This window comes from Mycobacterium paraffinicum (assembly GCF_025822865.1).
Classification (GTDB): Bacteria; Actinomycetota; Actinomycetes; order Mycobacteriales; family Mycobacteriaceae; genus Mycobacterium; species Mycobacterium paraffinicum.
On sequence record NZ_JACKUR010000040.1, the window covers coordinates 1 to 11,801 of the forward strand.

11 protein-coding genes and 1 pseudogene are annotated in these 11,801 nt (G+C 64.8%); 10 read left to right on the forward strand and 2 right to left on the reverse strand.

Going from position 1 to position 11,801, the window contains the following annotated elements; all coding sequences use genetic code 11:
* Positions 1–130: 130 nt before the first annotated feature.
* From H7J89_RS24515 to H7J89_RS24540, 6 genes and pseudogenes are all read left to right on the forward strand, one after another.
* Positions 131–769, forward strand: a pseudogene (locus H7J89_RS24515) (tyrosine-type recombinase/integrase); the annotation flags it as partial.
* A gap of 181 nt (positions 770–950) precedes the next feature.
* Entirely contained in the window at positions 951–1,193 is a 243-nt protein-coding gene (locus H7J89_RS26060) for a helix-turn-helix transcriptional regulator (protein WP_264047568.1), read from the forward strand.
* Positions 1,190–1,564: a DUF2742 domain-containing protein gene (locus H7J89_RS24525; RefSeq protein ID WP_264047570.1), complete on the forward strand. Its 375-nt coding sequence runs from the start codon at positions 1,190–1,192 to the stop codon at positions 1,562–1,564. The genes H7J89_RS26060 and H7J89_RS24525 overlap by 4 nt, the downstream gene beginning before the upstream one ends.
* Positions 1,561–2,592, forward strand: coding sequence for an AAA family ATPase (locus H7J89_RS24530; RefSeq protein ID WP_264047572.1), 1,032 nt, complete (start codon positions 1,561–1,563; stop codon positions 2,590–2,592). The genes H7J89_RS24525 and H7J89_RS24530 overlap by 4 nt, the downstream gene beginning before the upstream one ends.
* A gap of 398 nt (positions 2,593–2,990) precedes the next feature.
* A complete protein-coding gene (locus H7J89_RS24535; RefSeq protein WP_264047574.1) occupies positions 2,991–3,260 on the forward strand; it encodes a hypothetical protein in 270 nt (89 codons plus the stop codon).
* Positions 3,257–3,610, forward strand: a complete 354-nt coding sequence (locus H7J89_RS24540; RefSeq protein WP_264047576.1) for a hypothetical protein — start codon at positions 3,257–3,259, stop codon at positions 3,608–3,610. The genes H7J89_RS24535 and H7J89_RS24540 overlap by 4 nt, the downstream gene beginning before the upstream one ends.
* A gap of 15 nt (positions 3,611–3,625) precedes the next feature.
* Here H7J89_RS24540 and H7J89_RS24545 read toward each other — a convergent pair whose 3' ends face one another.
* A complete protein-coding gene (locus H7J89_RS24545) occupies positions 3,626–3,913 on the reverse strand; it encodes a hypothetical protein (RefSeq protein ID WP_264047578.1) in 288 nt (95 codons plus the stop codon).
* A 127-nt stretch (positions 3,914–4,040) separates the two neighbouring features.
* On the opposite strand from H7J89_RS24545, the gene H7J89_RS24550 reads away from it, so the two are divergent.
* The 4 genes from H7J89_RS24550 (at position 4,041) to H7J89_RS24565 (ending at position 10,769) form a co-directional block, all read left to right on the forward strand.
* Positions 4,041–9,233, forward strand: a complete 5,193-nt coding sequence (locus H7J89_RS24550) for a hypothetical protein (RefSeq protein ID WP_264047580.1) — start codon at positions 4,041–4,043, stop codon at positions 9,231–9,233.
* A gap of 85 nt (positions 9,234–9,318) precedes the next feature.
* On the forward strand, positions 9,319–9,825 hold the full coding sequence (locus H7J89_RS24555) for a DUF6941 family protein (RefSeq protein WP_264047582.1): 507 nt from the start codon (positions 9,319–9,321) through the stop codon (positions 9,823–9,825).
* Between the two features lie 100 nt (positions 9,826–9,925).
* On the forward strand, positions 9,926–10,261 hold the full coding sequence (locus tag H7J89_RS24560) for a hypothetical protein (protein WP_264047584.1): 336 nt from the start codon (positions 9,926–9,928) through the stop codon (positions 10,259–10,261).
* Positions 10,254–10,769 carry a ribbon-helix-helix domain-containing protein gene (locus H7J89_RS24565; protein WP_264047586.1) on the forward strand — a complete coding sequence of 172 codons (516 nt, stop codon included), beginning with the start codon at positions 10,254–10,256 and terminating at the stop codon, positions 10,767–10,769. Before H7J89_RS24560 ends, H7J89_RS24565 begins: the two co-directional genes overlap by 8 nt.
* A 216-nt stretch (positions 10,770–10,985) precedes the next feature.
* Here H7J89_RS24565 and H7J89_RS24570 read toward each other — a convergent pair whose 3' ends face one another.
* Complete coding sequence (locus tag H7J89_RS24570) at positions 10,986–11,624, reverse strand: hypothetical protein (protein WP_264047588.1); 639 nt, start codon at positions 11,622–11,624, stop codon at positions 10,986–10,988.
* Positions 11,625–11,801 lie beyond the last annotated feature (177 nt).

The following is an 11,801-nucleotide window of genomic DNA, read 5'->3' on the forward strand; positions in this document are numbered from 1 at the left end:
CGGCGGCCTTCTCCTCCGGGCTATAACGACGGGCGGTTGGCTTGTTTCCCGATGACGATTCCGTGGACATCCCTGCATCCTCGTTTCCAAGGTCAGGAGTCTCCGGGATTTCCAGGGCGATTCAGTGATCATCCGCCCGGCCACGATCGACGAGCTGGCCAAGATTGTCGACGCGATGGAACCGGCCCGGTTCAAGATGATGATTCTGTTGGCCGCATGGACCGCCCTGCGGTTCGGTGAGTTGACCGAGCTGCGCCGCAAAGACATCGATCTGGACGAAGGTGTGATCCGGGTTCGCCGGGGTGTGGTGCGCGTCAAGGGCGGATTTGAAAAGGGCACACCCAAATCGACGGCCGGTTCCCGTGATTTGCATGTGCCGCCGCACTTGCTGCCGGCGCTCAAAGATCACCTTGTGGACCACGTCGACCCCGGCGACGAGTCACTGTTGTTCCCGGCTGCCGCCGGTGGCGACCAGCACCTCGCACCGAGCAGCTTGTATCGACGGTTCTACAAGGCCCGAGAAGCGGCCAGCCGCAAGGATCTTCGATTCCACGACCTAAGGCATACCGGCCAAGTGCTCGCGGCAGCGACCGGCGCGACGCTCGCGGAATTGATGCAGCGACTTGGGCATCGCAGCCCACAAGCCGCGATGAGATACGCGCACGCCGCCCAAAACGCCGACGCCCGAATCGCAATCGAATTGTCGAAACTGGTCAACCCCGACCCCGACACGCCGCGAGCGGCTTCAGGGAAACCCGGCACCACATGATGTACACCTGAGGTTGAGCGTGTTGCCTGTGCGTCTGGCAGTGGACGTACTTGGGAAGCGGGCTACGGCCCGCCATTCGCCCCACGGGGCGACGCACAACCTAGCCTGCGAGGTCCACGCCTGTGGATGCTCGACCCCTCGGCGCGAGGCAAACCGAGACAACCCGTAAGGGATGTTTCGAATGCGCTTGCCTATCTTGCTATTCCCGTTACTCGTCGCCGCAGCGACTGCGCCATCTAACCGGCCCGGCCGTCGCTGGGCCAACGTCACGCAGACCGCGCGATACCTCGGCATCAGTCCAAGAGGCCTCCGGTTAATGGTCGCTGATGGCCGGCTGCGGCAATATCAGCTCGGGGACCGGGTCCGAAGATTCGATTTGAATGAAGTCGATGACGCCCTGATCAACGGGGGCGCCCAGAAATGACGAACGCCGCCCATGAGGGCGGCGAACGCGGTGACTCCCAGCAAGGTCATCGTAGCTCGTCACCTCGACAGACCGCCAGCCACGAGATCAGTTGGTACAAGGTCGCCGCGTTCGTCGGCCCGCTGATCGACCGTTACGGGTCGTCACTGCCGTTGCCGGGGTCGCCGGAATGGTGCGGGCTGCCCGACGCAGATCCGCGCAAACTGGGCGCCCTGTTGAGCGTCGCCCGGTTTTGGGCTTTTGATGCAGCGTGCCAGCAACAGGCGTTGGCCGAGGCGTCGAAGGCTGTTGCAGCCAGTGCTGATTGGCCTGCAATAGCCCGCGAGATCCATCAACGCCAAGGCATGACGTACATCAGGCGGCGGCCATGACCGAACGGAATCTACGGGCCGTGCGCGGGGACGACGACTCGCCTCCGTCAGAGCCGGATCGGGCTGTCGATGGCGCGGCGTTCATTTTGGATCAGCCGGCGGACGTCGAATCCCTGTGGGGCGATGGTGCACAAGTCCTGTGGTCAACCGGCGAAGCACTGATGATTGCCGGTTCGCAGGGGTTGGGGAAAACTACGTTGGCCGGCCTGTTGGTGCGTGCTCAACTCGGCCTTGACGCGGAGGTGTTGGGCCTGCCGGTGCGGTCCGTGGACCGCATCTTGTATCTGGCGATGGACCGGCCGCGGCAGATTTCGCGGTCGCTGCGCCGGCAGTTCACCGAAGCTGACCGCGACGTGCTGGCTGACCGCCTGGTGATCCTGCCAGGGCCACCCCCGGCTGATCTCGCCGCGCAACCAACCCTGCTGACCGGGCTGGCCGACCGCTACGGCGCCGGCGTGGTGGTTGTGGACAGCTTGAAGGATGCGGCCTTGCGGTTGTCCACCGACGAGGTCGGGGCGAGTTACAACCGTGGCCGCCAACATCTGCTGATGGCCGGGTGCGAACTTCTCGAGTTGCATCACACTGTCAAACGCGGCCCGGATGGCGCTGCGCCCAAGGGAATTAACGACATTTACGGTTCGGCGTGGTTGACGAACGGGTGCGGCAGTGTCGTCTTGCTGTCCGGAGATCCGGGTGACCCGATTGTCGGCTTTCACCACGTCAAGCAACCGGCCGGCGAGGTCGGGCCGTGGCAACTGCTGCACGACCCCGACGCCGGGCAACTCACGGTGGAATCCCAAGTCGACCTCATCTCACTAGTCCGCACCAAAGGCGTTGACGGGCTCACGGCCCGCGACGCCGCCGCCGCCCTGTTCGACACCCCCCGGCCATCCAAAGCCGAGAAGGAAAAAGCGAGGCGGCGGCTGGCGAAACTCGAAGCGAAAAAGGATCTGGTGTGCGTCGAACACGACGGCATTAGCGCCTGGTTCCTCGCCGCGCGCAGGGGTACGGGGGGGTACGAAGAGTGACAAAACCGCAGGTCGAGGGGGGTACGCGCCCATACCGGGCCAAAGAGGGGTACGGCGGGGGTACGCGGTGCACGAATTCACCCAAAAGCCCTGCTCGCGGGGGGTACGGCGGGGTACACGGCTCGCACGCCCGTAGGTGCACGTTTTCCCTCCCTCTCTTTAAGAGAGGGAGGGGGAACACGTGCATACCCAAGCGGGGGCAACTGTCGTGAGATTCCCCGAATGTGTTCTCTGCGGAATCCCGTGTCTATGTGGCCAAACCCAGAACGACGGCAGCGCTGCACATTTCGGCTGTCAGCACGTCCTGCCACGCGAGGCGAGACATCCTCGTCTCACCGAACATCCATCGCGTCATCTCGTCATCACCAGCCGACCGACCAACGAAAGGAACAACAACCATGCCTGATTTCCCTGTTCTCGACGCCTCATACATCGATTCAAATCTCCATGTCGGACGCCAGGTTGTGCGGGACCTGGGAGTTATCGAACCGCGCGTCGACGAGGTCGACTGGTGGTTTACGTTGCCGCTCAGATTGGTGATCTCGCAGGCCGACGGGTTCCACGTCGCGATCGGACCGTACGCCCTCAACGCAGCCGACATCGAAGTGCTGCGAAACGCCATAGGCGCGTACGACAGAATCCAAGCGGGTGAGGAGCTCTCGGAATGACCGCCTACCGGGTCAAGTTGCGGCAGGACTGCGCCACAGTCGAAATCGACGCCGACGAGATCACCACACGAGCCGATGGCAGTTTGTGGGTCCTGGTGGCTGCTGGCGGGCAGGAACGCGGCGGCCGGCTGCCGGCGCTGCCGAAGCTGGAGCCCCTCGTGGTCTTGGCGCGCGGTCAGTGGGTGGCGTTCTGGCGGGCGGATCACCCCAGCCCGTTCGCGGCGCCCGAACCTACGCCGGACGAATCCGCTGCGCTGCCCTGGATTCTGGCGCAGGCACCCGCCGACGAGTTGACCGCCGCCCGCCGGCAAGCCGTTGCCGACCGCCTCGCCAGATTGGACGGGGCCTAGATGGCCGGTCGTCGATCACGGGCACGCCGCCGCCGGCAACGCGTCCGGCGATGGATCCACCGCGCCGAACCCGAACACCCCGAACCAGAACACCCCGAAGCTCAACCCACGCAGCCGTGTTGGGCGCTCATCACGTGGACCCCGACGATGGCCAGCCACGCCAGGTTCTACACCACCGAAGCCGATGCTTTGGGCACCGAAGACCTGATTTACGTTTTGCGTGCCAGCGATTTGCTGCTCTACGAGAGCGGAATTAAGGCCCAGGGTATTGCCGGAAACCAAGGCGCAGAATTTGACGGTCATCCTGCAAATTTATTCGTACCTGGCATTCACCGCCGCCCGTTTCCCGCAGGCCGTCGTGACTGTCACCGGCCTGACGCCCTCCCGCATGGTGATTCGTCTTCGGGCGTGATTGTGAGGGGGTGACGGAATGACGGAACCCGGTGCGGGAGAAGGTATTTCGTGGATCGATATCGCGGCTTCCGCTGCCGGCATCGAAGGCCAAATGCGGGCGATCGGCCAGAAAGCGGCCGGGGCGTTCTCGCAGTCGTTCAACTCCCGTGTCGGCCCGGAGTTGTCGCGGGCTATGTCTGGGATGTCGCAGGCGGGCACGCAGCACGGTCAGGCGTTCGGGCAGGCGTTTAGTCAGGCGGCGGCGGGGTCGGTGCGCGGCACCGGGCAGCAGTTGTCGCAGGCCTTGGGTCAACAGTTGCGGTCGGCGGCGTCGTCGTCGGGTGAGGCGTCCAAGTCCGGTTCGGCGTTGGGTAATGCGCTCGGCGGCGGGATCACCAAGGGGTTCGCCGAGATCGGCGTCGGCGCGGTTATCGGCGCCAAGGTGGTCCAAGAATTCACCGACGTCAAACGCGCGGTGGCCACAACGATCGGCGGTTTCGAGAAGCTGGGAGCGGACACCGCTGACACGCTGATGACCGGTTTCACCGACGTGTTGGCCGGCCGGATGCCCAGCGTTCAGCAGGCTTTCGGTCTGCTCGCGGAGTCGGTGCAAGTCGGTTTGGAGTCGACGGTGGTCTCGGCGCGGGCCGCGCTCGATGCCACGGTGGGCATGGTTCCGGTTGTCGGCGCGGCGGTCGACGCCGGTCTCGACCAGATTGATTCCGCTTTGGGCGGCACCATCAGCGAGGTCACGAAGTTCGGCAGCGTGTGGACGCAAGCCATGATCGACGTCGGGGACCAATGGCAGGAAACGGCCCGCACGATCGCCGGCCAGACCCTCGACACATCTGCCATGCGAACCGATTTGGGCATCCTGCGGGACTTGGCCGGGTCGGGCACGGTGGCGAATTTCCGGGACCTCGCCGGCGCGGTCGGTGAGTTGGGGCAACGCCTGTCCGGGTTGGGGGACGGTGTCGGCTTGTCGACCTCCCAGCTGGAGGAGTTGACGAAAACCCTTGGCCTGGCTGACGAACTGTTGGGGCTGAAGGTCAATGTCGACAACCTGACTGCGGCGTTTAACGACTTCAACGTGGCCCCGGAGCAGACCGCCGACGAGTTGACCACGCTGACGAATATCGCCCGGATGACCGGCGACAACCTGAACAACTTGTTGACCAACGTCGATCAGTTGGGGCCGGTGCTGCAAAGCCTCGGCTATGACTTGGACGAAACAGCGTTTTTCGCCGGGCGGATGAACCAAGAGTTGGGACCGGTCGCAGCGGGCCGGATGGGTGCCAGCTTCGTCACGATGGACGAGAAGCTCCACAAGGCCGGGGTGACCTGGCAAGGGCTGATTGACGTGGTGAAGGCCTATCACCAGGCCGGTGACGACGTCGCCGCCACCGACTATCTGAAGGGCATGGGCGCGAGCGCCCGTAACGCCGCGAACTTCGTCAAGCTGATCAACACCGGCATTCTGGCGATGCCTGAGCAGTTACGCGCCGCGATGGACGCATCCGGCGACGCCTTACACACTCCGCTGGAGCAGGCCGTCGAAGACACCCGCACCTTGCAGGACACGCTGAATGACGTCTCGAATCAGCTCAAAGAGGCGTTCGCTGATATCGGCCTGCCGCTCGTCGAAGGCCTTAACCACGCGTCGGAGCACATCCGAAATTGGTTGCAGGACCACAAAGGCGACATGATCCGCTGGGGCAACGACATCATGCAAGGCGTCCTGACGGTGGTGTCCACCGTGGCCACCGACGTCGGTCAGTTGTTGGTGGCGCTCGGCCCGATCCTGAACACGTTCAAAACGGCGACGTTGGACTTCTTCGACGGCATCCTCGTGGCGATCCAAGGCGTCGTCAAACCATTGTCGTTGCTGCCGGATTGGCTCGGCGGCGACGTGTTCAAAGCAGTCGACCAAGGGTTGCAGGACTCCGAGAAGGGCCTGTCGAAACTCGCCAACATCGACATCGGCCCGATGCTGCAAACCGCCGGCCAAGGCCTGCAAACGTTGGGGCAGAAGGCCCGCGACGCCAAAGGCCCGCTCGATGCGCTCGCGTTGACCGGCCGGGACATGGCCGCCCTCGACAACGCGTTTAGCGGCCGGTTCGCCGCCAAGCCCGGCGACCCCGTCGAATTTCAGGACACGATCATCTCCGATGACCAAGGCCTCAAACTCGCGCCCGGAAGCGACTGGGGTCAGACCGTCGAACGGCTGTACAACCTCGGCATCAACGTCGACTTCGACGAGAACACCGGCCGTATCACGCGGATCGTCGCGAACACCAAAGACGAAGCCGACGCGCTGGCCGACTACCTGAAAGACAAACTCGGGCCGAAGGCGTGGGAGCAACTCAAACCCAAGGTTCACGTCGAAGTCCAAGAGCAGCCGCCGCTGTCGGACGACGAAACCCGCCAAAAACTCGGGCTGCCGTCAGAGATTGAGATCCCCGCCATCCCGGCGCCGAAGCCGCCGCCCGGCGCGGGGCCGCCGATACCACCGGGTTCTGACATTCAGTTGCCGCCCGGTCCGGGCAGCGACGGACATCAAGAGCCGCTGCACACCACCGAATCGGGGTGGCAGACCCGATCGAACGGGCTGGTCGGTGTCGTGCTGCCCACCAGCCTGACCGTGCGCGACCCCTCCGAACGTCAGACCATGGGCAAGCTGATGGACGCGGTCGGCATCCCGTCGAGCGCTCAGGGCAGCGACGGGGTCACACTTCCGGTCGGGTTCGACGTGCAGTCCATGCCGCAACTGTCGATCCCGATGCCTGACGGGATGGGCGGGCCGACGCCGGGATGGTCCCCGCAGGGCGGCGGCGGCCCCACCGTGCGGTACGCCGGGCGCGCGGGCGGCCCGGAGGCGTGGCGGTCCACGGTGCGGACCGTGCTGGCGCAGTACGGCGGCCGGTTGGGCATCCCCGAAGACGCCTACGGGGCGTGGGAAGACGCGATCGTCGCGCAGATCCGCACCGAATCCCAAGGCGACCCCAACGCGCAGAACAACACCGACTCCAACGCCATCGCCGGGCACCCGACGCGCGGACTCCTCCAATTCCTCGATTCGACGTATGCGGCGCACAACATCACCGGCCGCCCCTATCCGGACCCGATCGGTGAAATCGCCGCCGCGCTGTCCTACGCGCCGCGCACCCCGGACGGCTGGCCCGCCACCACCGGCCCGCATGCGATCGGGCAGGGCCACGGCTTCGCGGGCGGCGGATGGGTCAAGGGTCCGTTGTGGGCCGGACGTGACAGTGTGCCGATGAATCTGCCGGCGGGCACGTTCGTGGTGCGCCGCGACCAAGCCCTATCGCAGCGCGCCGCGCTGGACAAAATCATGTCCGGCGCGGGCGGGCACGCCGCCGGGTCACACCGCATGGTCCGCGCCGTCGTGCAACCCGACGAGCGGCTGATCCCGCCGAAGATCGCGGCCGCGAACCTCGGCAAATTGTGGGCGATTAACAGCGGTGTGAAGGTGTGCGCCGACCCCGGCTGCACCAACCCCAACCACCTGCACATGGGTGGCGTCGCGATGCAAGGCGGCGGCGTCCTGCAAGTCATTTGGGACAACCCGCGCACCGGGGACCAGATCGGCGAAGCCAACTCCAGCCTTGTCGGCCCCGGCACGTCGCAACCCGGCTACTACCGCAACGACTGGAAAGACCACACCGGCCACGTTCACACCAGCTTCGCGTCCGGCCCCGATGGCTCGTTCTACGGGCTGCCCAAGGGCACCGACATCCGCCAGGGCGGCCCCGGCTTCCCGTCGTGGGTGTATCAACTCGGCGAACAGTACGGACTCGAGGCCAGCACCTACCCCGGCCACCAAGAGGGCAGCGGCTACAACCGCGGTATCGACTGGTGGCCCAAAGGACACGCCGACATGTCCGGGCAGTCCTACAGCGCCGACGAGTTGGCCCGGCTGCAAGCGTTCGCCTCCGCGCTGGCGATGACCGGCTCCGCCGGGCAGGGCGCCACCACCGGGGCGCCGTGGATGACCCAAGCCGACTACCACCTAGGTGAGGGCTACCCCGACCCCGCTGGTGGCGGCGGACCGGGCAGCGGGCTGGCGGGAGTCAACTTCACCACGGCCGGATACGGCGGCGGCGGGGGGATCTTCGCCGCCGGCCACGGCGAGGGCGGCGGTGTCCCGGCTCCGACCGCGCCCGGCAGTAACTACGCCAGCGTCCCGCCGCCGCCGGGCATGCAGCCCGCCGCGCCGGGCACCCCCGACGCGATCCACACCCCGTTCGGCGACTTCGTTTACTCGTGGCAGATGCCGCCCGACCAGTCCGCGAAACTCAGCCCTGAGCAGCGGCAACGCTACGACGAATGGCTGCGCAAGCAAGAGCGGCAGCAGGAACAGACCAGCAACACCCAAGCCGATATCGACCGCGCGCAGGAACGCCTTACGCAGTTGCAGCAGAAACGCGACGAAGCCGACGCCGAGCTACGCCGCCGCGACGCCGAGATCAACAAGCTGCCCGCCGACGCGCAGAAAACCGCACGCCAAGACCCCGAATATCAGAAAGCCGCGCAGGCCGCCGCCAACGCTGACCGAGCCTACGCCGAAGCGCAGAACTCGCTGACCAACCTCAAACGCCGCCAGCACGACGAAGACACCCAGCAGCACATCGACGCCGAATCACCACCGCCGTGGGTGTCACGCGGCGGCGGTGACCGCTCCGACTCCAACGCCGAAACCCTCGGCAAGGGTTTGGTGAAGGGCATTTTCCAAGAGCTCGGCTTCCCCGACGTGTTCGGCAAACCACCCATCGAATGGGGCATCGCCAAGCTGGCGATGGGTGGTCTCGGCTGGGGCCTGAACTTGGCCCAGCAAGCCGGCGGCGGCGGTTACGGCATGCCCACCAGCGGCGGCGGAGGCGGCGGCATCCTCGATTCGGTGCTGCGCGGCATCCCCGGCCTCATGCCCTCACGCGCGCAGTCCGGTTGGTCACCGTACGGGCGGCAGCCCGGCGGCGCGCCCTCCACACCAGCGACCGCGCCCGCCATGGCCTACTCAGGCACCCCGGCCAACGTTCCCGCAGCCGTGACAGCCGCCGCGAACACCGGGCCGGGTTTGACCGTCCACGCCCCGATGAGCGGCGTCATGGACCCCGGCAGCGCCGGGAAGTTCGTTAACAGGATCCTCAGCGGCTCCCAGTTCGGCACCAGTGCGCCCGTGCTGTCCGGCGGCGGCGGAATCCCGCGATAACGGCGCCGGCGGGCGCCTTCGGGTGCGTCACGTGCGAGAACGGACTAATTTCCCGTGTGTGTATGACATGGGCTATCATCGTTGTATGACAGATCAGCCGATGCCTACGGACATCCACGCCGAGGCCTTCTTCACCGCCGATCATGCCGTCGTCGAGAACGGCAAGCTCTACGTGAACGGCGGCTTCTGGACCCGCATGTCATTCCCCAGCTTCCCGGTTGTGCACAGTTTCTCGGTGGGTCTGGTGCTTCACATCCCGTGGCGCGCGCACCACCAGAGTCATTCGATTGGCGTCTTCTTCGAGGACGCGGACGGAAATATCAACGCGCGACTCGAAGGGCAGTTCGAGACAGGCACGTCACCCGATATGCGCGCGGGCGACTTCACTGCCGCCCCCGTAGCAATGCAGGTAGGCAACTTTGTCTTTCAACGGCCCGGCGACTACGCGGCCGTATTACACGTGGACGGCACAGAGATAGACCGCTGGCGATTCCGCGCTGTGCAGGTGGTCGGCATCCCCACGCATCCGACGTCGCCGCCGCCCCCAGCAGCGCCACCACCCACGCCACCGACAGCAGGCGGCGGCGGATAAGCCTGCTTTCCCAAGGGGCCGGAATTGACAAACACAATGGGGCGCGCAAGACGGGGCCCCAAACCCGAAGAAACCGTGCAGGGCGGGAGAGTGAAAGCTGGTGTTCGATCCCTACGAATGGGAAGCGATCGACTGGGACGACCCTGAAGACGAGCAGGGTAACTACGCCCACTGCTTGCGGCACGGCGTCGATGAAGTGGTAGTCGATGAGGTACTAGGGGAGCGTCCCGTAGAGATCAAGCTGCGACCCACGAACTCAGACTTCGTCATCGCAGGCCCGAACGCCGCCTGGAATAAGCTATGGACGTTGCTCTTCGACCGCTCCTACAAGCGTGGCGATTGGTTACGCCCTGTGACAGGCTGGAAAGCTAAAACCGCTGAAATCCGGCAATGGGAACAAATCACCCATCAGACCTGGAGAGGCCGCAATGACTGACGAACACCGGGAACACCGCGACGACGGCGACGACCAAAAACCAGATCGGACACCCGCGCGGACGCGGATACCCAATAAGGGAGTAGTGGCCTACCCTGCAACGATCAGTGCAGCGCAAGCCCGCGAAGATGAGAAACGACGCCGCGAAGCAGCCCAAGCCGGCGACGCCGAGGTAGAACCCGGCGGTCATGAGGTCGCACCGCGGTCAATCAAGCAGATGGTTTCAGTTCGTCTAGAAGCGCACCTCTTAAAAGAACTTCGCCAACTCGCCGAACGGCAGGGCGCGAGCGTAAGCGAACTCCTCCGCCAAGCCGCCATCGACCTAGTTCTACGAAGTCATCACGGCGGCCCCGTGATGGCGATGACCTTCAAATCCAGCGAGAGCGCCGGGGTAATCACCGAACTCACCGCAGGTCCACGACTCACTTCCGGGGTCTACCTAGCAGGTGACACTTCGCAAATGGTGTTTTCCAGCGGCGACGAGGCGCAACTCTGCGCGACGTCCTAGAAGCTGCATGGTGACTTGTCGCGGCTGAACCACCAGCACCGCCCGAAGTACGTCACGCCAAGACCCCACCAACCCCGCATACGGGGCCGTCGCAGTACGCGCCACCATCGCCGCCTACGGATGGGCGTTCATGCACCCCACCAACGCGGCCACTGGGAACAAGGCGACACCGTCACAAACTGGACCGTACTGGCATAACAGCAGGTCCGGGATCGTCTAGTTTCGTTTGCTCGGCGCCCTCTTAGCGGTCTTCTTGGCCGCTTTTTTGGCGGGTGCTTTTTTCTTGGCTGCCGGTGGCGACGCCTTCTTGGCCGGCTCCACCGGTTCGCCGTCCGAATCGTCGTCGTCGTCTCGTCTCGGCGGACCCACCAAATCCGCCTCGCGCCACAACCGTTCGCAGTCCCTGCGCAGCGTCTCAAGCGCCGGTGACGAAATCGGTGTCATGACCGTCGTCGTTCTAGCGATGCTGTTGAGCGAAGTGCCCAAAGTAGACAGCGCGCCGTTCTCGGCGAGCAAGCAACGGTCATGGGCTTCAGCCGACATCCGGACCTCAATATTGCGGCGACGCAAGGTGTTGCTCGCGAGATACGTCTGCATCGACGCAACCACACCCTTATTGCCCGGCTTCGCCGACACCAGAACACGCGTCAACCGGGTGCGCTCGACAAGCGTGTCGAGGTACTCCAGCTTCAAGTAAGGGTCAATCAGCAATCCCTCGCCCGCCTCGAACAGCCACCGCACCAAGACCGGGTACGCGAGGGGATCGTTCCCTTCCAGAACGACAACCGACACGTCCGCATGCGACTGGCTATCCATCTCGTGATGGCGAAGCAACGCATCGCCCAGCTCTGTCAACTGAAAACCCGTCGTGTCATCTCGACCCGGAACAGCGACCAGCCAAGTCAGACGAACTAGTGGTGTGTCCTGTATTTAGCTGACTTTTTCGAGTGCGATCCGTCCGCGCGCAACCTTGGCGAGGATGGATTCGGCGGTGGCGGTCCATACGTACGGTTTGGGGTCGTCGTTGTGGGC